This is a genomic window from Rahnella sp. BIGb0236 (assembly GCF_004364755.1).
GTDB lineage: Bacteria > Pseudomonadota > Gammaproteobacteria > Enterobacterales > Enterobacteriaceae > Rahnella > Rahnella victoriana.
Window position 1 is genome coordinate 1 of record NZ_SOAO01000009.1, and the last position, 22,352, is coordinate 22,352.

General features: G+C 54.0%; 20 protein-coding genes and 2 rRNA genes. 4 read left to right on the forward strand and 18 right to left on the reverse strand.

Annotated features, from left to right (window positions below; genetic code table 11):
• From EDF78_RS17265 to EDF78_RS17275, 3 genes are all read left to right on the forward strand, one after another.
• Positions 1-76 (forward strand): 23S ribosomal RNA (locus EDF78_RS17265); the annotation flags it as partial.
• Between the two features lie 127 nt (positions 77-203).
• A 5S ribosomal RNA gene (gene rrf, locus EDF78_RS17270) occupies positions 204-319 on the forward strand.
• A 395-nt stretch (positions 320-714) separates the two neighbouring features.
• Positions 715-2,013, forward strand: a complete 1,299-nt coding sequence (locus tag EDF78_RS17275) for an MFS family transporter (RefSeq protein WP_119822929.1) — start codon at positions 715-717, stop codon at positions 2,011-2,013.
• A gap of 31 nt (positions 2,014-2,044) precedes the next feature.
• Here the strand turns inward: EDF78_RS17275 and EDF78_RS17280 are convergent, their stop codons facing one another.
• From EDF78_RS17280 to trxC, 5 genes are all read right to left on the reverse strand, one after another.
• Positions 2,045-2,392 (reverse strand): YfiM family lipoprotein, encoded by a 348-nt coding sequence (locus EDF78_RS17280; protein ID WP_095923439.1) that lies wholly within the window; start codon positions 2,390-2,392, stop codon positions 2,045-2,047.
• A gap of 61 nt (positions 2,393-2,453) precedes the next feature.
• Entirely contained in the window at positions 2,454-3,809 is a 1,356-nt protein-coding gene (gene pssA, locus EDF78_RS17285; protein WP_166654468.1) for a CDP-diacylglycerol--serine O-phosphatidyltransferase, read from the reverse strand.
• A gap of 84 nt (positions 3,810-3,893) precedes the next feature.
• Positions 3,894-6,608: a bifunctional acetate--CoA ligase family protein/GNAT family N-acetyltransferase gene (locus EDF78_RS17290; RefSeq protein WP_133823560.1), complete on the reverse strand. Its 2,715-nt coding sequence runs from the start codon at positions 6,606-6,608 to the stop codon at positions 3,894-3,896.
• Between the two features lie 31 nt (positions 6,609-6,639).
• A complete protein-coding gene (locus EDF78_RS17295) occupies positions 6,640-7,344 on the reverse strand; it encodes a tRNA-uridine aminocarboxypropyltransferase (RefSeq protein ID WP_095923432.1) in 705 nt (234 codons plus the stop codon).
• Between the two features lie 128 nt (positions 7,345-7,472).
• Complete coding sequence (gene trxC, locus EDF78_RS17300) at positions 7,473-7,892, reverse strand: thioredoxin TrxC (protein ID WP_015695963.1); 420 nt, start codon at positions 7,890-7,892, stop codon at positions 7,473-7,475.
• Positions 7,893-8,136: 244 nt separating this feature from the next.
• Between trxC and EDF78_RS17305 the strand changes: the two genes are divergently transcribed.
• A complete protein-coding gene (locus tag EDF78_RS17305; protein WP_095923430.1) occupies positions 8,137-9,240 on the forward strand; it encodes a tRNA/rRNA methyltransferase in 1,104 nt (367 codons plus the stop codon).
• Positions 9,241-9,315: 75 nt separating this feature from the next.
• On the opposite strand, the gene emrB is transcribed toward EDF78_RS17305, so the two are convergent.
• The 13 genes from emrB to proV form a co-directional block, all read right to left on the reverse strand.
• A complete protein-coding gene (gene emrB, locus EDF78_RS17310) occupies positions 9,316-10,851 on the reverse strand; it encodes a multidrug efflux MFS transporter permease subunit EmrB (protein ID WP_133823561.1) in 1,536 nt (511 codons plus the stop codon).
• A gap of 17 nt (positions 10,852-10,868) precedes the next feature.
• Positions 10,869-12,044: a multidrug efflux MFS transporter periplasmic adaptor subunit EmrA gene (emrA, locus tag EDF78_RS17315; RefSeq protein ID WP_095923425.1), complete on the reverse strand. Its 1,176-nt coding sequence runs from the start codon at positions 12,042-12,044 to the stop codon at positions 10,869-10,871.
• Between the two features lie 25 nt (positions 12,045-12,069).
• Positions 12,070-13,524: an efflux transporter outer membrane subunit gene (locus EDF78_RS17320; protein WP_095923423.1), complete on the reverse strand. Its 1,455-nt coding sequence runs from the start codon at positions 13,522-13,524 to the stop codon at positions 12,070-12,072.
• Between the two features lie 23 nt (positions 13,525-13,547).
• Positions 13,548-14,069, reverse strand: a complete 522-nt coding sequence (gene mprA / locus EDF78_RS17325; protein ID WP_095923421.1) for a transcriptional repressor MprA — start codon at positions 14,067-14,069, stop codon at positions 13,548-13,550.
• A 174-nt stretch (positions 14,070-14,243) separates the two neighbouring features.
• Entirely contained in the window at positions 14,244-14,582 is a 339-nt protein-coding gene (ygaH, locus tag EDF78_RS17330; RefSeq protein WP_133823562.1) for an L-valine transporter subunit YgaH, read from the reverse strand.
• Positions 14,572-15,333 (reverse strand): AzlC family ABC transporter permease, encoded by a 762-nt coding sequence (locus tag EDF78_RS17335; RefSeq protein WP_133823563.1) that lies wholly within the window; start codon positions 15,331-15,333, stop codon positions 14,572-14,574. Before EDF78_RS17335 ends, ygaH begins: the two co-directional genes overlap by 11 nt.
• 174 nt (positions 15,334-15,507) lie before the next feature.
• On the reverse strand, positions 15,508-16,692 hold the full coding sequence (locus EDF78_RS17340; RefSeq protein ID WP_095923415.1) for an MFS transporter: 1,185 nt from the start codon (positions 16,690-16,692) through the stop codon (positions 15,508-15,510).
• A 167-nt stretch (positions 16,693-16,859) separates the two neighbouring features.
• Positions 16,860-17,291, reverse strand: coding sequence for a type II toxin-antitoxin system HicB family antitoxin (locus EDF78_RS17345; RefSeq protein ID WP_095923412.1), 432 nt, complete (start codon positions 17,289-17,291; stop codon positions 16,860-16,862).
• A 21-nt stretch (positions 17,292-17,312) separates the two neighbouring features.
• On the reverse strand, positions 17,313-17,495 hold the full coding sequence (locus tag EDF78_RS17350; protein ID WP_015695973.1) for a type II toxin-antitoxin system HicA family toxin: 183 nt from the start codon (positions 17,493-17,495) through the stop codon (positions 17,313-17,315).
• A 116-nt stretch (positions 17,496-17,611) separates the two neighbouring features.
• Positions 17,612-18,607: a glycine betaine/L-proline ABC transporter substrate-binding protein ProX gene (gene proX, locus EDF78_RS17355; RefSeq protein WP_133823564.1), complete on the reverse strand. Its 996-nt coding sequence runs from the start codon at positions 18,605-18,607 to the stop codon at positions 17,612-17,614.
• 24 nt (positions 18,608-18,631) lie between these two features.
• A complete protein-coding gene (proX, locus tag EDF78_RS17360) occupies positions 18,632-19,633 on the reverse strand; it encodes a glycine betaine/L-proline ABC transporter substrate-binding protein ProX (protein ID WP_133823565.1) in 1,002 nt (333 codons plus the stop codon).
• 104 nt (positions 19,634-19,737) lie between these two features.
• Entirely contained in the window at positions 19,738-20,931 is a 1,194-nt protein-coding gene (proW, locus tag EDF78_RS17365; RefSeq protein WP_119822923.1) for a glycine betaine/L-proline ABC transporter permease ProW, read from the reverse strand.
• Positions 20,928-22,124: a glycine betaine/L-proline ABC transporter ATP-binding protein ProV gene (gene proV, locus EDF78_RS17370; protein ID WP_095923406.1), complete on the reverse strand. Its 1,197-nt coding sequence runs from the start codon at positions 22,122-22,124 to the stop codon at positions 20,928-20,930. The genes proW and proV overlap by 4 nt, the downstream gene beginning before the upstream one ends.
• Positions 22,125-22,352: the final 228 nt, after the last annotated feature.

Here is a 22,352-nt window from a genome sequence, read left to right on the forward strand (position 1 = left end):
ACGTTGATAGGCTGGGTGTGTAAGTGCAGCGATGCATTGAGCTAACCAGTACTAATGACCCGAGAGGCTTAACCTTACAACACCAAAGGTGTTTTAGCAGAGACTTTGAAGTAGATTTTCAGCTGATTGTTCCGAGATTGGTTCGTATGGCGGTGTGTGGTGAGAAATCATGACATGACGCGGTATGGATGAAACAGAATTTGCCTGGCGGCAGTAGCGCGGTGGTCCCACCTGACCCCATGCCGAACTCAGAAGTGAAACGCCGTAGCGCCGATGGTAGTGTGGGGTCTCCCCATGCGAGAGTAGGGAACTGCCAGGCATCAAATAAAGCCAAAAGCCCCGCACGAAAGTGTGGGGCTTTTGGCTTTACTGCTATCAGGTGGTTGGCTACACGAGAAGAGAGCAGGACAAAAGGCAAAGCCTTTTGAACGTTGCGCAGCAACGGCCCGAAGGGTGAGCCACGGAGTGGGTCATCAACTGCCAGGCATCAAATAAGTGGAAAGCCCTGTACTGACGTACAGGGCTTTTTGCTATAGAAAATTTGACGACTAATACACCCTTAATCGCGCTTCCCGTCACAAAAAACACCGCAACTTCAGGTAATAACCAAATTAATTTCCCTTATTTATTCATTCGTTGCTTAACTCAATATTTCTAACCGAATAATAAGTAGCAGTCTCACATTCCGGGTGAGCGCTGTCAGGAGAAAGTAATATGATGGATACTCTGGGATCCCAGCCTGATCATCACGATCAGCAAGATAAGAAGAAACGTATTTTCGCTATTGTGGGGGCGTCTTCGGGAAATCTGGTGGAATGGTTTGATTTCTACGTCTACTCCTTTTGCTCGCTCTACTTTGCCTCTTCATTTTTCCCCAGCGGAAACAGCACAACTCAGTTATTACAAACGGCGGGTGTTTTCGCTGCCGGGTTCTTTATGCGTCCTATTGGCGGATGGTTATTTGGCTATATCGCCGATAAACACGGCCGCAAGAATTCAATGATGATTTCGGTCTGCATGATGTGCTGCGGTTCACTGGTCATAGCCTGTTTGCCTACCTACGCGACGATAGGTAGCTGGGCACCCATCTTATTGCTCATCGCCCGTCTGTTTCAGGGGCTTTCTGTCGGTGGGGAATACGGCACCAGTGCCACGTATATGAGTGAAGTGGCGATTAAAGGCCGACGCGGATTTTATGCTTCTTTTCAATATGTGACGCTGATTGGCGGGCAATTACTGGCTCTTCTGGTATTGGTAATATTGCAGCAAATCTTCTCGAATGATGAACTCAAATCCTGGGCATGGCGGATTCCCTTTGCACTGGGTGCTGTGCTGGCTGTCGTCGCCTTATTCCTGCGTCGTTCACTGAATGAAACGTCAGATAAACAGACCCGTGAACACAAAGATGCAGGTACGCTTTCAGGATTATGGAAGCATAAAAAAGCGTTCATGATGGTGCTGGGATTTACGGCGGCAGGCTCTCTGACGTTCTATACCTTCACGACATATATGCAAAAATATCTGGTGAATACCGCCGGAATGGATACCAAAACCGCCAGCGCATTAATGACTGTCGCCTTATTTGTCTTTATGTGTTTACAGCCCATTATTGGCGGACTATCGGACAAAATAGGTCGCCGCAGTTCAATGCTGATATTCAGCGGGCTGGCGACCGTATTCACCATCCCGATTTTATATATTTTACAAACTGTCACCAGCCCTTATATCGCTTTTGGTTTGATTGTTTTGGCGTTGCTGATCGTCAGTTTTTATACCTCAATCAGCGGATTATTAAAGGCAGAAATGTTCCCGCCGGAAGTCAGGGCACTAGGCGTGGGATTATCGTATGCGGTGGCGAATGCTGTTTTTGGCGGCTCGGCGGAATATGTCGCGCTGACATTTAAATCCTGGAATATAGAGGAAGTCTTTTTCTGGTATGTCTGCGTAATGTGCTTCATCGCGTTGATTGTTTCGATGAAATTGCATCGCAAAGGTAAGGAAATACAGCTGTAATTTACGCAAAAGAAAGTGCAGGGACGCACTTTTAATAACGGGTCAGATGATACGCGCTGTACCCGGTGGCGGCACCTGCAATATCCCAGGCGAAATCTTTCCAGCTCCAGCCACTGCCTCCTTCCCGGCTGTCGTACAGCTCTTTGGTTGCGCCGAGCCCGACAGAAAACAGCAGTCCGAATGAACGGCTGCGCGCTTCATTCCAACCCTGATGATCACCGTAGGCCGTGCCTGCTGCGGCTAATACTGCTGAACCGACAAAATGTTCTGCCTTATCTTTTCCGGTCCACGGATCATTCGCATAATGGGTACATCCGCTGCATCCCAATATCAGCGCGATAAAAGATAATCTGAAGGTCACAATAGAACGTTGAGTCATAACGTGGAATTCCAGATAAAAAAAAGCCCGATCAGAATAATCAGGCTTTCAGTATAGCCAATTACAGGATCCGGCTGATTAATCTGTCAATACGTATTCTGCGCAGGCGCCGGATGAGCTTACGGACTTTAACCGGGTAATTTGGAATACTTTCCAGTTCCATATAGTGAGAAACCACATGCGTATGCTGGCGAATTTCTTCCAGCTCTTTATATCGCGCTTCTGCGAGTTCTTTATGCGGATCGTGGATAAGAATGGCATTCTCAAGATCCAGACGCCAGGCGCGGGGATTGAGGTTATTTCCGGTGATCAGCTGCCAGCGGTCATCCACCCACATTCCCTTGAGGTGATAGCTGTTATCGCCGTCTTTCCACAGGCGAACTATCAGCTGTCCGCTGTCAACAAAACGTTGTAAACGGCTCAGGAAGCGACGCAGGTTAATCTCGTACAAATACGGCAAGGCACCGATAATTTTAAACGGCTGATCCTGCGGGATGTAAAAATCGTTCGCGGTTTTATCACCGACGATAATTTCGACCTGCTTCCCACGTCGCAACAGATGAATAATATTGCGTGCCAGCATAGCAGGCATATTGAAATAAGGCGTACACAGCGTCAGCTTATGATCCGTACTGGCCATGAGATGGTGGATAGTCCGGTTCAGCTCATTCTGCTTCCCAAGACCGACAATCGGTATCACCGCCAGCTCATCATTCCCTGCGCTGTCCTTGAAATGGTAACCACTGGTACGGAGGTTTTGGCGGAACTGACGCGTTTCGTTTTTGATCTCAATGCTTTTCGGGCGATCTTCACGATCAAGGCGCTGGACGGCAGCTGCGGTCAGGATCGATTTTTTCATAAAGTCGATCATGGTATTTGCCAGCGGTGCGTTGGTCAGTAACTGATAGCGGTCGTAGCGGTATTTCTCATGGCGATGCAGATAAACATCATTGAGGCTCGCACCGCTGTAAATCACCTGATCGTCAATCACAAAGCCTTTGAGATGCAAAACGCCCAATGCTTCACGGGTATTGACCGGAACGCCGTACACCGGCACGGAAAGCTCAGGGTGCTCTTTAGCCATGCGACAATACCAGTCAGCATTAGTATTTGCTGCAGCCGCGCCAATGCGGCCACGCTGAGCGCGGTGCCAGTCAACCAGCACACAAATCTCCAGTTCCGGACGCTGCTGCTTAGCGGCATAGAGCGCCGACAATACATCACGACCGCCATCATCGTTCTCTAAATAGAGCGCGACCAGATAAATCCGTTGGGTGGCGTGAGCAATGGCTTCGAGCAGCGTCTTACGGAAATCTGCAGGGCAGTAGAGCGTTTTTACAGCATCAACCGTTTGGGGGAGTTTAGGCAGTTGAGCAAGGTGTTGTTGATGTTTATTACGTTTAAATTTTGACAACATCACAGTGCGCTTCTTCTCTCTTCATGTAATGGCTTTAGCGGCACAAGCAGACGATGGTAACCGCACAATCGGTCGATAATACCATTAGTCCTGTCCCATGTGCGCATCTTTTGCCTGTTCATGGCGCAGGCTCACGGTTTTCTGCTGTGAAATGCGGGTCTTTTCCAGTGTCAGTGAGAGGTTCACAATGCCGTCCTGGATCTGAATATCGACGTCGAATTCCAGTTTTCTGGCCAGCGTGATCATGCCACGGTTATTGGGCATGGTAATGCCGGTCAGACGTTGCAGGCCGTGCTCTGCCGCGTAATGGATCATCTTATCAAGCAGTCGCCTTCCGAGTCCCAGACCTTTCAGATCCGACCGCACCAGTACCGAGAATTCAGCATCAATATTATCCGGGTCTGAGACCGCCCGGGTGACGCCGATAATTTCGTTTTCATTATTCACTGTGCGAATGGCGACGAAGGCCATTTCCCGGTCATAGTCGATCTGGGTCATGTTCGCTAAATCTTCATGCGTGAACTCATTGATCTCACTGAAGTAGCGGTAATACAGATCTTCTTTGGTCACTTTCAGTATAAACGCTTTCAGCAGCGGCTCGTCCTCCGGCAGGATAGGCCGGAACAATGCGGGTGAGCCGTCTTTCAGTATCACGCGCTCTTCCAGTTCACGCGGGTAGGGGCGGATCGCCAGCCCTGATGCCGTTCCCTGCGCTGACAGCTGCATCGACACATCCAGCAGGCTGAGTTCACTGCCGGAAATCAGCAGGGGATGGATATCCAGTCGCTGGATTTCCGGGCAATCGATAATCAGGTTCGAAACATTCACCAGCAACTGACTCAGTGCCGGAATATCCAGAGGATGCAGGGCATTGCGGCCGCGGATTTTGCCGCTTTTGAGCGCCTGAACCACCTGATAACGCGCCAGCGTCATGTTCAGCGGTGGCAGGGAAATCACCGCCTGTCTTTCAGGAAGCCAGTCAATGCCGCCTTCGGCCAGCATGATCAGCGGGCCGAAGACCGGATCCTGTTCGACCACCACACGGAGTTCCTGCGACCCGGGCCGGTTCGCCATGGTTTGCACCAGCAGTCCCTGGATCCTTGCCTGCGGAAAAGCCTGTCTGGCGCGGTCAAAAATAGCGTTGGCGGCCTGCTCAACTTCGGCCGGTGTACGCAGATACAGCATGACGCCCTGAACTTCAGAATTATGCGGAATATCCGGGGAGCGCAATTTCAGTGCCACCGGATAACCCACCTGACTGGCGATATTAACGGCTTCGGCACTGTCGCTGGCAATCCATGTCGGCAGCACATTCATGCCGTACGCCTGCAATATCGCCCGGACCTCATGCGTATCCAGTTGCGTGGTGCCTTCCGCCAGCGTCCGGGCGATCAGCTGATGCGCCTGATCGGTGTTTTGTTCCAGATCCGCCGGAAGCGCCGGGGTTTCCTTCAGCTGTTTCTGGTTGCGGCGATATTCCACCATGTGCATAAACGCGGTCACCGTGCCTTCCGGCGTGCGATAGGTCGGGATCCCGGCTTCGGTGAACAGCTTGCGGGCTTCCTGCGACGAAAACTCCCCGCACCAGTTGGTCAGCAGCGTGATGTATTTGCCGCGTGAATGCTTCTGGACGGCGTCAATAAGATGACTGGCGGTCACTGTGCCATGTGCCGCTGCGCTGGGCGCGTGGATCACCAGCAGCGCATCGTAATCGGTGCTGTCGAGCAGTGCGGTCATTACCGCCTGATAGAGCTTTGGCGTGGCGTCATCGTGTAAATCCAGCGGATTCGAGACGGCGATATTGTCAGGCAGAACGGCACTCAGTGTTTTACAGGTCTCATCACTCAGTTTCGCCAGTTTGCCGTTACGGGCAAGCAACTGATCCAACGCCATGGCAGCCGGAGCGGCACCGTTACTGATGATAAGTAAACGCTCACCCCGCAAAGGCCGCATATGACTCAGGGTTTCGACGGCGGAAAACAATTCATGGGTATCCTGCACGCGCAGCAAACCGGCGCGCTGGATCGCTGCATCATAGGCGGCATCGAGGCTCAGCGGGCTGTTGAGTAATTGCTGCGCCTGACCGCTGCGACCACTTTTGATCACCAGAATCGGTTTATTACGGGATGCACTGCGCGAGGCGGAAAGAAAACGCCGCGCATCGCTGATGTGTTCCAGATACAGCAGAATGGCGCTGGTTTTACTGTCGCGGGCGAGGAAATCGAGCAGGTCGTCCACATCAATATCCAGGCTGTCACCCAGCGACACGAAATAGGAAAAACCCACGGCGCGCTGCTGTGCCCAGTCGAGAATGGTATTGGCGACGGCCGCCGATTGCGAAATAAACGCCAGCTTGCCGGGAAGAATGGGCACGGGTGAAAAACTGGCATTCAGTTTTTGCCAGGGTGCGAGAATACCCAGACTGTTGGGGCCGAGCAGGCGCATCGAAAAACGCTGGGCGCAGGTTTTCAGATCGGCGAATTGCTGCGGCTGTGAGGAAAGCACAATGACGGTTTTACAGCCCCGCTCACCGAGCTGTTCGAGCAGCGCAAGATTACGGTCAGCGTGGGTACAGAGAATGGCGAGATCGGGCGACATCGGCAGACTGGCGACATCCCGCCAGGTCAGTACGCCGCACACCGCGCGATAAGCGGGCGTAACCGGCAGCACGGGGCCATTGAATCCGCTGTCGAGCAGATTACGCATCATCAGATATCCGGCCCGCCCCGGTTTATTGCTCGCGCCAATGACCGCGATAGATTCAGGTCGTAATAAGGCTTCCAGTCCGCGCTGACTCATAACGTCTCCGGTTCATCATCTTCCCATGATTCTAGAGGCTTTCTTCGTTCTTTGCTGTGAGCTGATGCACCGGATGATGGGGTTTCCCGGCCAGATACTGGGTGCGGAAATGGGTAAAGTGGCGTGAAAGGCCTGCCGAGGCGTCGAGATCACCGGCTTTTTCCAGCAATGCGGCGGCCACTTCGACGGTGCAATGCAGTTCCGGGCGTGAGGCTTCACGCAGGATATAGCCGGAGCTGGCGCTTACATCGAGAGAGAAAACCGGCAGATTATCCAGATACGGGCTTTTGCGGAACATCTTGCGGGCTTCGTTCCAGGTGCCGTCGAGCATAATGAACAAAGGCGGTTTGCTGCCTGCCGGCACGTCGGTAAACACCTGACGCGGCGGTTCGGCGAAAGAAGCCGGAAACACCACGTAAGCCTGACGTTCCGGGTCGGCAATCGCTTCCAGCAGCGCCGGATCGGTTTGCGTGCGTGACCACAAAAATGCCTGAGTATCCGGCAAGACATCTGCGATTAACCGGCCGGTATTGCTCGGTTTCATCGGCTCAGTGTCAAACATCACCAGACAAAAACGGCTGGCGGCCTGATGGATTTCGCGGGTGGCGCAGATGCAGTTACGTTTGGGTAACAGGCACGACTGACAGCGGATGGCCCGTGAACCACGCGCAAGAAAAGGGCGGGTGGATCGGGCTAAACGCTGCTCACGCAGGCGAAGGACGGCGTTGTCTGACATAGGCATTCCGGTATTCGAAAAACGGCTATTCTAATCGCCCGGCAGCAGCAGGCAAGTGGCTTGTGTTCTGAACGGAAAAGGCCCGTGCGGTGACGGGCCTTCGGCAGGGCTTTATGATGGCTTATGCGTTACAATGATTCATTAAGCCAGTTGTTGAACGGCGCTTTAGGCATGGCACCACTCAACATATCGACCATTTTGCCTTCATTAAACACCATAATGGTCGGAATACTGCGGATACGGAACCGCGCGCTCAGTTCAGGTTCAGCTTCGGTGTTCACCTTGATGAAGCGGATTTTACCGGCGCGTTCCTGAGCCACATCTTCAAAAATTGGCGCGAAGTTAACGCAAGGTCCACACCACGGTGCCCAGAAATCGATGACCACCGGCAGATCATCCTGCAGGTATTTATCCAGCGTGGCAGCGGTTGCGTGAACCACATCGCCTTCAAAAAGTGCATGACCGCAACGACCGCATTTTGCGCCGTCGTCGATACGATCCTCAGGCAGGCGGTTGGTGGCCTGACATGATGAACAAACCGTATTCATAAAATAGCCTCTACATTGCTTAACGTGAGAATGGTATCAACCACAACCCCGGTTTTATCCTTAAAAGCGGTAAAGAACACGGCTGATATGTTGCTTGTATGTTGTAAGTATGGGGTTGGTACGTCACGTAAACAACGTGGTTTATTCAATGATTACGATAGTTTTTAGCTTTTGGTCCAAAGCCTGTGGCGTAGCTCACAGACATCAGGTAATCTTCGCGCCCTGCGCGTAGGTGGAGAGAAAAATGAACGATTCATTCAGTGGCAAGAACGGCAAAGTCAAAGTGATGTACGTCCGTAGTGACGACGACGGCGATAACCGCAATAACGATAAACGTCCTTCTAACAATAAAGGACGTCCGGGCGATAAACCTCGCCAGGGTTCCCGTCCAGACGATGCCCGCCGCAATGAGCGTCGCAGCAGCGATTCCCGTGGTGATTCCCGCGGCCCGGCACCACGCCGTGGTGATGATCGCCCGCGTCGTCCTGCGCGTGACGACGACGGCCCGTACTCTTCGCCGTGGAAAACGGTCTCCCGTCCACCGGCGGATGAATCCGTCCCGGATCACGGCGGTATCAGCGGCAAAAGCTTTATCGATCCTGAACAGCTGCGTCGTCAGCGTCAGGAAGAAACCCGCGTGTATGGCGAAAACGCCTGTAAGGCCCTGTTTGCCAGCCGTCCGGACGCTATCGTCCGTGCATGGTTTGTGCAATCCGTGACCCCGCGTTTTCGTGAAGCACTGCGCTGGATGGCGGCGAACCGCAAAGCCTACCATGTGGTTGAAGATGACGAACTGGCGAAAGCGTCCGGTACCGAACACCACGGCGGCGTGTGTTTCCTGATCAAAAAACGTCAGGGCCTGGATGCAGAAACCTATCTGCAAACGGCTCCGGCGAAAGACTGCGTACTGGCGCTGGAAAACGTCGGCAACCCGCACAACCTCGGCGGTATCATGCGTTCTTGTGCGCATTTCGGTATCAACGGGATGATGGTTCAGGATCCGGCTCAGCTGGAATCTGGCGCGGCAGTCCGTACCGCGGAAGGCGGCGCGGAGCACGTTAAGGCCATCAGCGCGGATAACTTCCTTGAAGTGCTGGAAACCTTCCGTAACGCGGGATACACCATCGTGACCACGTCCAGCCATAAAGGTACGGCGCTGGGCAAAGCACAGTTACCGGCCAAAATGGTGCTGGTGCTGGGTGAAGAGAGCGACGGTTTGTCTGACAGCGCCTGGCAACAGGGCGACCTGAGCGTGTCAATCGGTGGTACCGGCAAAGTGGAAAGCCTCAACGTTTCCGTGGCATCCGGTATTTTGCTGGCAGAATGGTGGCGTCAGAACCAGGCATAATTGCCCGGTTTCAGCCATAAAAAACGGACGCATAATGCGTCCGTTTTGCTTTCTGACATTCAGGGAATACCTGACTCAGTGCGCGCCACCGGCTCCGCCACCACTGGTGAATGGCGGTCGGGCGAACCAGATCAAGACCAGCAGCACCAGGAATGCGCCGCCGGATAACCAGAAAATCTCATTGGCAGAGATGATAAGTCCCTGATTCGTGATCTCCCGCGCTATCCAGCCTGATGCCTGCTGATGGCTCATCCCGATGCCTTCGAGCTGCTGATAGGTCTGCGTCGCCGCCGGATTAAACGGCGTGATGTTTTCCGTCAGCTGCGCGTGGTGCAGCGATTCACGGTTCGACCACAGGGTGGTAGTGATCGACGTACCAATCGAACCGGCCAGCGTACGGATAAAGTTCGACAAACTCGATGCCGCCGCCATACGTTCAGGCGGTAAACCGGACAGAATAATGGTGGTCAGCGGCATAAAGAAGCAGCCGACCGCGAAGCCCTGAATAAACTGCGGCCACGCCGATGCGCCAAAATCCATCCCCGGTTCGAACGTATATGCACGCCAGAAGAAGCAGTAGGCGTACATGATAAAGCTGAAGGTCACCAGCTTTCGCATGTCCAGACGGTGCGCAAAACGACCGATAATCGGCGACATCAGTACCGGTAAAATCCCTACCGGCGCGGACGCCAGACCGGCCCAGGTGGCGGTATACCCATAGACCTCTTGCAATAGCTGCGGCAGCAACACAATTGCGCCGAAGTAGAGCATGTAGGCCAGGCTGATACACAGCACGCCAATGGTGAAGTTTCGCGATTTAAACAGTGACAGATCGACGATCGGATGGTCGTCGGTCAGTTCCCAGACCACAAGGAAACAGAGCGCGACCACCGCCACGACCGCCAGCACGATAATTTCCGTCGAGTTAAACCAGTCGAGTTCTTTACCCCGGTCGAGCATCACCTGCAAGGCACCGATACCCAGCACCAGCAGCACCAGCCCGACACTGTCGATGGGTCTGATCTGCGTGGCGGTTTCGCGGCCCTTCAGCGTTTTCAGCGTCAGGAACACCACCGCAATACCGATCGGCACGTTGATAAAGAAGATCCAACCCCAGTGATAGTTATCACTGATATACCCGCCGAGGATCGGCCCGCAGATCGGGGCGACGATCACCGTCATCGACCAGAGCGCGAGCGCGGTACTTCGCTTGGCTGGCGGATAGTTATTCAGTAACAGACTTTGCGAAAGCGGGATCAGCGGACCTGCCACCACGCCCTGCACCACACGGAAGAAAATCAGCATTTCCAGGCTGGTCGACATACCGCACAGCCACGATGCAATTGCAAACAGCACTGTTGACCACAGGAAGAGTTTGACCTCACCAATGCGTTTTGCCAGCCAGCCGGTGATCGGGATTGAGATGGCATTCGCCACCCCGAATGACGTGATAACCCAGGTGCCCTGCGAGTTCGAGGCACCCAGATTCCCGGCGATGGTCGGGATCGCCACGTTGGCGATCGTCGAGTCCAGCACCTGCATAAAGGTAGCCAAAGACAAAGCCACCGTCATCCAGGCCAGCGGGGCGCCTACCAGCGGTTTATTTGCCACGAAGGCCTCCGGATGTTTTAGCCTGCATTGGCATGGATAACGTCAGCAATGATGGCGTTGACCGGTGCCAGATCCAGCGTCAGCGCGGTCGTCTGATACAGCGGTTCGCTGCGGACTTTATCGGCCAGCACCAGACCCTCACGATTCTGCGTATCGACCGTTACCAGCGTCGATAAACCGATACGCAGCGGATGTTCAGCCACTTCCTGATCGTTAAGTTCGATACGCACCGGCAGGCGCTGAACCACTTTGATCCAGTTGCCGGTGGCATTCTGTGCCGGTAACAGCGAGAACGCGCCGCCGGTGCCCATGTCCATACCGACGACTTTGCCGTGATATTTCACGTCATCGCCGTACATGTCACTGACCACGGTCGCCATCTGGCCAATACGCATATTTGCCAGCTGGGTTTCTTTAAAGTTAGCGTCGACCCAGATGTGATGCGCCGGAACCACGGCCATCAGGGAGGTTGTCGGGCTGATTTGCTGACCAATCTGTACGGCACGACGTGAGACGAAACCGTCAATCGGGCTGCGCACTTTGGTGCGTTGCAGGGCAAGCCATGCATCGCGCACCTGAGCGGCGGCCTGAAGAACCTGCGGCTGCTTATCGACCGGCGTATCCAGAATCATCGCCTGATTGGCGTTGTATTGCTGAACGGCGACATCGTATTGCGCTTTCGCGGTATCGACGGCGTCACGGGCGTGTTGCAGTTCTTCACGGCCAATCGCATCGACATTACCCAGCACGATGCGGCGCTTGAGGTCAGTCTGCGCCTGTTGCAGTTGCGTCTGACGCAGCGCGATATTGGCCTGATATTGTTTACCGTTGATGATCAACTGATGCGTCTGACGCACGCTGTTCGCCAGCGCCGTTTTAGAGCGTTCGAACGCCTGCTCAGCATCGGTCGGGTCGATGGTCACCAGCACGTCACCTTTTTTCACAAAGTCGGTGCTGTCGAAATTGACGTCGGTCACGCTACCCGACACCTGCGCCATAATCTGAACCTGATTACCGGCCACATACGCATCGTCGGTGGACTCGAAATGACGTAACACCAGCAGCCAGTAGAACAGGTAGGCGATGGCAATAATAATGAAAATCCCGGTTAACAAGAGCATCGCGACTTTGCGCGTTTTCTTCTTATTTTTCGGAGCTTGCGGCGTTGCCTGAGTATCGGCATTTGCGCTCATGGTCTTCTCCACACTGAGTCTTTTATTATGATTTTTGGTCCGCAGCCGGGGCCTGATAGCCACCCCCAAGCGCACGGATGAGACTGATTTTTGCCTGCATCAACTGACTGCTGGCCGTAAGTTGCGCCTGTTGTTGTTGCAGAAGCGCTGACTGGCTGGTTAACAGCTCATCCCGTCCGATGACGCCAGCGTTGTATCTTGCATCCGAAACGCGATACACCTCATCCAGCGATTTAGCGGCAGAAGACGCCTGCTGCAATTGTTCAGCGCTGCTTTTCGAGACAGTAATGGCATCCGCAGTTTGCTGGATGGCGTTCAGGATGGTCTGGTTATACGACTCAACAGACTGGTCATATAACGCGGACTCTTCGCCCAGTTTGGAGCGCAATGCACCGGCGTGGAAAATCGGCAGCGAAATGGCGGGCGCGATATTCCAGGCGGTACTGGCCGCTTCAAACAGATTCGGGCTGGTGCCGCCGTAATTGGTGGTCGTCAGACCGCCGAAGGCACTGATGGAAAGGCTGGGATAAAATTCTTTTTTCGCGGCACTGACACGCTGGGACCAGGATTCCACCAGATCACGCTGTGCAGCGATGTCCGGGCGTTTGCCGAGTAAATCCAGCGTCAGCTCCGCTTTCGGTGCCAGCGCGTCAGGGGAAGGCAGCGCCACGGCGTGCAGTCCGTCCATTGCATCCGGGCCACGTCCGGCCAGCGCAGAAAGCTGATGTCGCAGCTGTTCTGTTTGCGATTTCAGATTGATGATCTGTTGTTTGGCGCTGTCGGCCTGCGCCTGGGTTTGTTGCGGAATTTCAATGCCGTACACGCCTGCCTGATACTGCGCTTTGCGCAAATCGGCCAGACGCTGATTGTTATCCACTTCGTGTTGCAGAACATCCTGCAAGGCAAGATTGGCCTGCAACGCATAATAGGCTGACGCCACCGAACTGGTCAGCGTCAGAGCGGCTTCAGCCTGTTCGGCACGGGCGGAATCCACCTGTGCTTTCGCGGCATTCACCTGATTGCGGTATTTCCCCCACCAGTCAAACTCATAGCTCAGATTCAGCCCGAGGCTGTTGCTGCTGTCGTAAATTGGCGCTTCGGGATAGCTGGTCAGGAACGGCGGGATCGTGTTTTTTGCCACACGTTCACGACGCGTTGAACCATTCAAATCCAGATAAGGGCCATTGGCGGCATTGGCTTCTCCCATCACGCTTTGCGCTTCGCGCACGCGGGCGGCGGCCTGACGCAATGAAGGCGAATTCTGCAACGTCGTGGTCATCAGATTATCGAGTTGCGGGTCATTCAGACTGCGCCACCACTGAGGGCCGAGGGTCAGGGAACTGACTTTTGCCTGCTGCAGATGAAGCTGTTGCGTATCCAGCAGCGACGACTGAGGAGCAATATTATTACCGGAGGCGCAGCCAGCCAATATCAAAACGGCAAACAGCGGCGTAAGCCTCCGGCGAGCTTGGAGTGACATGTGTGGTTTACCTGAACTGAAATCTAGAATTGTTGTAGTGCTGTCGCATCCATCTGATCAAGGCGGGTTAACAGTTTGCGCGTCAGGGTTTCTAACTGCTTCTGTTCATCGGCGTCTAAGGTCGACCAGAGAAAATGCAGGCTCTTATGTTGAGGCGGCAGTAACTTCTGAATAAAGGCTTCACCGTCGGGCGTCAGGTGCAAATGCAGGCACCGGCGGTCGTTATCGCTTTCACGGCGTTCGATCCATCCGCGCTTTTCCAGCTCATCCGCAATACGGGTGGCGTTGGTGCGTGAAGAACCCAGCGCAGAGCTTAGCTCAGAAGGCTGAATGCTGTGACTTTCCTGCGCATCAAGAGTCAGTAACGCCATAAACAGCGTTTCATTAATCCCTTGTGCTTTCAGCATTTTATTACGGTTTTCAAGCAATTTACTTTGCATGTGCATACAGAGGCGGGTCAGCAGAATTTCCTGATAAGGGAAATCTTTTTGCTTCTTAGCCCGGAAATTTAACATGTTTTCAATTGGCGCGAATGAACTGTCCATATGAGAAGCCTCATTAGTTACGAATGACATAGTAACGACGGTAATTAATAATATCAATGTCATGAATCACCAATTCTTTAGCAATTAGTGTTATTCATAACTCCGGTGAATTATTCGATGTTTAATGTATTAGGCAGAGTTTGCCCGGTTGTTGCTTTACGGTAAAAAATAGCCTCATCCCGCCAGCATCATCACCTTGAACACCAGGCCGTACACCACAGCGCCGGTCAGTGTGGCAATAATGATGCTTTTGGTTCGCCAGAAAATCAGCGCGAGCACCACAAAACCGGCCAGTGAGGGCAGCAGTTTTTGCGGATCGCGCAGGATTTCAGGCGTGCTTGACACCACCAGTAGCGCGCAGATTGAGGCGATACCAATGCTGTCGAGCACGCGGGATAACGGGCCACTTTTCAGTCCTGATTTCTGTCGTGCGCCAAGACGCAAAGGCAGATAGCGGAACAGATAATTGACGGTGCCGACCAGCAGACACACCAGAATGACATCAGTGCTCATCTGAGGTGATCTCCGTGGCAGAAGGGGATACCGGGCGTTGCAGCAGGGCCGCAATGCACCCCGCGCCCAGACCGCAACCGATGGCGGCGGGGATCGACCCGAACAGCAGCCCGCCCAGCGCACCGGCCAGCGAGGCAACAAACACCAGGCTTTGCTGGCGCTTAAACGCCGCGAGCAGAAAACTCAGGAACAGCGCCGGTAACATAAAGCCGAGTGCGGCTTCGATGGCCGGGAAATTCTCCAGCGGACCATTACCGAACAGCGCACCTATGGCGGTGCCGAACACCCACGAAAGCCAGGAAGACAGCGCAATGCCGCACATCCAGTTTTCGCTCCAGCTGCGTTTATCGCGGATCAGTTTGGCGGTGGCGGCCGCGAACACTTCATCGGTCAGGCCAAATGCCCAGAGTGCGGTTTTTCTGCCATTGAGTTTGCTCACCAGCCGGTTACGCAGCGACGGGCCGTACAGCACGTGACGCACATCCATCGCCATCACGGTCAGGGCGGAAATCCATAACGACATTCCGGCACTGAGCAGCGCGGTGATCACAAACTGGCTGGCGCCAGCATAGATGAGAATGGAAAACAGCAGACTTTCAGCGGGAGTGAAACCCAGTTTGACTGCACTGAGTCCGAAGGCAAACGCGACAGGCACATAGCCAATCACAATGGGCAGGCTATCGGTAATACCTTGTGCGAAGGTGGAAACACGGACGGGGTCGGGTGCTTCGAGATCTGGATTGGTTTGCATGGGTGTTTAAAACATTGTGAAACCGGATAGTTGCCGGCGAATAATTCATGGCGTAAACATTACCAGACTGTAAGTATCGTTAACACCCTTTGGTTCAAATAAATTTCTCCAATGATTATTCGCAAGCTAATCAGGAGGGGTGATGGTTCCCTCCTGATGTAGTTTCGTACGTTATCAGGCCAGCGTGTACTTATGGCCTTTCCACCAGACCAGTAAATTCAGCACACACATGAGGGTGCCTGCTGCCGAGACCCCGTACCAGCCCGCCGCCTGATAGGCCGAAGCGGATACCAGGGAACCCACTGCACCGCCAATAAAGTATGTCGTCATGTAACCTGCGGTCAGGCGGTTACGCGCTTCCGGCATGGTTTTATAAATCACACTTTGGTTGGTGATATGCACTCCCTGAACCGAAAGGTCCAGAATGATGATGCCGATAATCAGCGAAATCACTGAGTGCTGCCCGTACGCAGTGGCGGCCCACGACAGCAATAACAGCACCAGCCCGACCGTGGTGGTCAGATGCGCTTTGCCCTTGTCCGCCAGATTGCCTGCACGGGTCGCCGCCAGCGCCCCGGCAGCACCCACCAGGCCAAACAGACCAATGACGCCTTCAGAATAGTGATAGGCCGGACCCGCCAGCAGGAACGCCATCGACGTCCACAGAATGCTGAAGTTGGCGAAGCAGAACATGCCAATCAGCGCACGGGTGCGTAATACCGGCGTATGGATAAACAGCGTAAAAATGGATTTCAGCAACTGCGGATAATTCAGATCGGTTTTCTGATGATGCTTTGGCAGCTTACGCCACAGCACCAGCGCCATCACGATCATCAGCCCACTGGCGACCCAGTACACCGTCCGCCAGCCGCCCAGCGACGCCAGCGCACCGGCAACGGTTCGCGCCAGCAGAATGCCCAGCAGCAGGCCGGACATAATCAGCCCGACGACTTTACCGCGACGCTCCGGCTCCGCCAGTGTGGCGGCCAGCGGCACCAGAATTTGTGCCACGACGGAGAACAGTCCGGTCAGCGCCGTCCCGACCAGCATGATGGTCAGCGTCGGTGCCATCGCGGTGATCAGCAATCCGGCAGCGGAAAGCAGAGTCATCAGCACAATCAGCCCGCGACGTTCAAACATATCGCCGAGCGGCACGATAAACATCAGACCGCAGGCGTAACCGAGCTGCGCCACAGTCACAATAAAACCGGCCTGATTGACCGACAGGCTGAACGCACGCGCAATGGTGTCGAGCAGCGGTTGCGGATAATAGTTACTGGCGACGGCAAGCCCGGTGGCCACCGCCATCAGAATAATCAGCGCCGGGCTGAGCGGAGAATGTGTGGTCGTTTTTTTCATAATGAGACTTAACGGATCTTATTGAAGGAGCAGGGAAATGCGAAAGACGATTATCGTTTTGGTTGAAATATTAAACCAATGAATAGTTTTAATGGCAACTATCTGATTCTGTAATAGACGCAGTAACAAGGAAGCAGCAGCAGGAGGCATTTCCTGCTGCCAGATTGTCAGGCCAGCAATTCCTTACGTGCCGCCATCGCCAGAAAATGGCTGCGGTCGCGATACGACGGGTGGTTTTTAACTTTATTATCAATGCGTTTGATCAGGGTGTCAGGCAGCGAAATATTGATCCGGTGTGCTTTCCCTTCGAATTCTGAGAGATCAATATCAATCAGAAACCAGGTATCGAAGTCGGCATATTCGGGACTGGCGGCATAGACTAAATGGCCCGCGTCAAAAATGTCGTCAACCACGAAACGTTCGCTTTCGATCAAGTCTTCTACTGTCATCAGGATGGCTTCGCGAACCATAGGGCCGATTTCTTCACGGGTATCCGCCGCAGAAAAACATCCGTAATCAAACGCGGTAAAGGCAGGCACCACCATACCGTAGGCGGTTTTGTCATCTTTTGGCGTTTCAAGACCGACTGAAAAGAACATATTCAACCTCCGGTTGCAGGATCATATCCCTGCCATTTTCATAATGGATTTGAGAGTTCCCACAGGTAAATCATTTTTGGGGTGGGGAACGGGAAATGTTTTGTTGGTGATGGGTGACCACCAAATTTGATGACTTCCTCCCCGGTGACGCTTGAGTTCACAACCCGCTGCAAGCAGCGCTTTAATCAATTCCGTCGATTTCATGGGCTCTCCTTGGCGAGGAATAATTATACACACGAATACACACGGACTCAATCACACACAAAAAAACGGGCGGAGATTTCTCCCCGCCCGCTGGTCTTACTGAGTCTGTAATGGCGTTATTTCGCTGCTGCGGCGGCTTCTTTTACCCAGCCGTCGAACTGTTCCTGGTGGGCTTTGATCCAGCCGTCGGTCTGCGCATCGATATCGGCTTCTGAATTTTTACCGGCATGCATAGCGGCGTTCTGCGCATTGATGTCTTTCAGCGGCAGTTTCATGATGGCAAACAGTTTTGCCGCCGCCGGGTTTTTCTCAGCCCAGGCTTTGTTCGCCACGATGTGCATGGTGCTCACCGGGAAACCGTAGTTTTTGCCGTTTGGCAGTTTGGTATCGGCGTTTTTATCCCCCGGCACTACCGAGAACGGCACCTGCATCCACAACACGTCTTTGCCCGGGATCAGGACATTGCTGACCCAGTACGGCGTCCAGGTGTAATAGAAGATCGGTTTCCCTTCTTTGTAACGGGTGATGGTGTCGGCGATCATCGCAGAGTAGTTACCCTGATTGTGGGTCACGGTATCTTCCAGACCGTAGGCTTTCAGCTGCTCATTCAGCGCCGCTTCACAGCCCCAGCCCGGCGTACAACCGGTCAGATCGGCTTTGCCGTCACCGTTGGTATCAAACAGTTTCGCCAGTTTCGGATCTTTCAGCTGTTCGATATTAGTGATGTGGTATTTTTCGGCGGTTTTCTTATCGATCAGCCAGCCCTGCGCGGCACCGGTCACGTAGGTACCTTCACGATAAAACACCTTGTCGCCACCGGCGGCTTTGTACATTTCATCATGCAGCGGCGACCAGTTGACGGCGGTAAAGGTCGCGTCACCGGCGGCAAGGGTGGTGTAGCCGACGTTGTAATCGACTTCGCGGGTCGGCTGAACGTCATAGCCCAGTTTTTCCAGCGCTTTATTCACCAGCTCGGTCTGAAATGTCTCTTCACTGATGGTGCTCTGGATAGGTGTCACGGTGATCCCTTTACCCGGCAAATCGGCGGCGAAGGTGGTGGCTGTGGCAAATGTTGTGAGGGCGGCAACCGCCCAGATTCCTGTCTTTTTCATAAATTCCTCAGATTTTATCATGCGTTATTTTGCTGCAGCGGCAGCTTCTTTGATCCAGCCATCGAAGGTCGCCTGATGTGCTTTGATCCAGCCATCAACGTGTTGCTGGATATCCTCAGAAGACGATTCCCCTTCATGCATCCGCAGGTTTTGCGCATTCACGTCGGCCAGTGGCAGTTTCATGATGGCGAACAGCTTCGCGGCCGCCGGGTTTTTCTCCGCCCAGGCTTTGTTCGCCACGATGTGTTCGTTATTGACCGGGAAGCCATAGTTCTTGCCGTTCGGCAGCGTGGTATCCATGTCTTTCAGTGAACCCGGATTCGCCGAGAACGGCACCGTCAGCCAGACCACGTCTTTGCCCGGTTTCATTTCGTTGCTGACCCAATACGGTGTCCAGGTGTAATACAGCACCGGTTTGCCGGATTTAAAGCGGGTGAGGGTGTCGGCGATAATGGCCGAATAGTTGCCCTCGTTTTGCGTCACGGTATCGCTCAGGCCGTACGCTTTAATTTGCGTATTGATCACCTGACCGCAGACCCAGCCCGGATTACACCCGGCCATATCGGCTTTGCCGTCGCCGTCGGCGTCAAACAGTTTGGCGATTTTCGGGTCTTTCAGCTGCGACAAATCGTGGATGTGGTATTTTTCGGCGGTCTTTTTGTCGATCAGATAACCCTGCGCCGCGCCGCCAATAAAGGTGCCCTGACGGTAAAATTTCTGGTCGCCACCGGCGGCGGCATACATATCTTTTTGCAGCGGATCCCAGTTCACAGCCATGTAAGTGGAATCACCGCTGGCGATGGCGGTATACGCCACGTTGTAATCCACTTCGCCGGTTTGCTGAACGTCGTAGCCCAGTTTTTCCAGCGCGCGGTTAACCAGTTCGGTCTGGAAAGTTTCTTCTGCAATAGTGCTTTGCAACGGTTTAACGACCACGCCTTTGCCCGGTAAATCGGCGGCGAAAGCGGCGGGAGTCGCCATGGATACTGCGAGGATGAGTGCTTTATTGATCAGTGTTGTGCGCATGGTGAACCCTTATTCTTGCTGGTGAATACGTAAGAGTGGACTGCGTTGTTTTAGCTTTTGAGAGTTCCCGGCAGCGAACCGCCGGGAAAAATGCAGTGTGTGGATCAGGCTTTCTTCGTGAAAGGCTTCATCACCAGACCGACAGGACCGCGGGTGAACCAGCGGTGACCGCCTTTACTGCGGCTGTCGCGACCCATTGACTGGGTGAGACGGTCGAGAATAATGGCGAGGATAACGATACCCGCGCCACCGACGGACGCCAGACCCATGTCCAGACGACCGATACCGCGCAGTACCATCTGACCCAGACCGCCAACGGCGATCATCGAGGCGATCACCACCATCGACAGCGCCAGCATCAGCGTCTGGTTAATACCGGCCATGATGGTCGGCATCGCCAGCGGCAACTGAACTTTAAACAGCATCTGACGCGGGCTGGAACCAAAGGATTTCGCGGCTTCGATCAGATCTTCCGGCACCTGGTTGATACCCAAAATGGTCAGACGTACCACCGGTGGCAGGGCGAAGATAATCGTCACCACCACGCCCGGCACGTTACCGATACCAAACAGCATGACGATAGGCACCAGATAGACGAACGCCGGTGTGGTCTGCATGGCATCCAGCAACGGCCTGATAATTTTGGCCGCCTTCTGGCTGCGCGCCAGCCATATCCCGAGCGGAAGGCCGATCAGAATACAGAAGAACAGCGAGGTCAGAACCAGCGCCAGCGTCACCATCGCCTGTGACCAGGCACCGATCGCACCGATCAGCACCAGAGAAACCAGCGTGGCGGCACCCATACCGAAACCGGCCATCTGCCAGGCCAGCAGGGCAAAGACCAGGATCGCAATCGGCGCAGGCAGAGATTCCAGACCGTGCTGGAAACCGCTGAGAACGAAATCAACCGGTACACGGATCCCCTGGAACACCGGACGGAAGTTGCCGACCAGCCAGTCGATCCCGTCGGTGACCCAGCGGTCGAGCGGGATCAGCGTGCTGTGGAACGGATCGAGAATATTAAAATGCTGATGATGTTCCGGTGCGACGCTCAGCCAGTCGTTGGTCTGCGTGGCGGCGTGGTGCGTGGCATCCGGTGTGCTGGTCGCGGCATCGCTGCCGCCGCCCCACGGATCACTGCTGCCCGCATCGGCTGGCGCGGCATTTGTGGCGGCATCCGCCTGAGGCGCAACACCGCCGCTGGCGTTGTCGGCACTCCACGGATCCACCGAAGGATCTAACGTTTGTGCGGCCTGTGCGTGCTGAGTAATGGTGTTATTTATGGTTGAAGTGCTCATTCGTTACCCCCTTCTTTATCCAGAGCCTGAAGCAGCATGGCTTTGGAAATAATGCCGATATAGTTATTGTCCTCATTGATCACCGGCACAGCGCAAGGCGCGGCGGCGACATGAGAAATCAGTTCGCTGAGCGGCATATCTGCCTGCACCGGTGCCGGAGATTCCAGCAGGGCGCTTTCCAGCGGCTGATTGGCTTTCAGCGCGGTTTTCAGCGACTCGATCGACACCACGCCGATGAATTTCTGTCCACGTTCAAGCACATAACCATATTCGCGGTCTTCGTCTTCCAGCAGCTTGAGGGCGGCACGGGGACCAAAACCGGGGGTTTTACGAATTAGCGCGCCACGACGGCGGGCAATGTCTTTGGCGCTGAAGACCTGACTGATATCGACGCCACGGAAGAAGGTGCGCACATAGTCGTTGGCCGGATTGTTCAGAATGTCTTCCGGTGTGCCGACCTGCACCACTTCGCCGCCCTGCATAATGGCGATGCGGTCGCCGATACGCATGGCTTCGTCCAGATCATGGGAAATAAACACGATGGTGCGCTGATGCTGAGCCTGAAGCTTCACCAGCTCATCCTGCATTTCGGTACGGATCAACGGGTCGAGCGCCGAGAAGGCTTCATCCATCAGCAGAATGTCAGGGTTGTTGGCCATGGCGCGGGCTAAACCGACACGCTGGCGCATCCCGCCGGACAATTCATCAGGATAGGAGTTGGCATAGTTTTCCAGCCCGACCTGACGCAGCGCGTCAATCGCTTTGGCATTGCGCTCCTCCACCGGCACACCGGCGAGTTCCATACCAAACGCGGTGTTGTTCAACACGGTCAGGTGTGGCATCAGCGCAAAGGACTGAAACACCATACTGATTTTACTGCGGCGCACCTGGCGCAATTTTGCTTCTGAGATTTTGGCGATGTCTTCGCCGTCGATCAGGACTTCGCCACGGGTGGGCTCTATCAGACGATTGAGAAGGCGTACCATGGTGGATTTACCGGAACCGGATAACCCCATGATGACGAAGATCTCGCCTTCTTCAATGGCCAGACTGGCATTCTTAACGCCAAGTGAAAGACCGGTTTTCTCAAAAATTTCTTCTTTACCCTTGCCTGCGTCAATCATCTTGAAAGCGCGATCCGGGTTTTCGCCAAATACCTTATAAAGATTCTTTACTTCGATTTTAATTGCCATGCAATGTGCATTCCTTGGATATAAATAGCCGTATCGGCTCGATGTCTAGTTTTTGTGTTGGACCGTATAAGATTTTGCCTGTAACAAAATAGTGAACGGCATATACCCTAACACATCGACATTCTGAGACAAGTCTCAATGTTTCCGGAGGATATTCGTGATTGTGTTTCTGGTGGCGTATTTATCTGTATTTTCACTGTTTAATTTCGGTAAGAATGCGCTGACAAT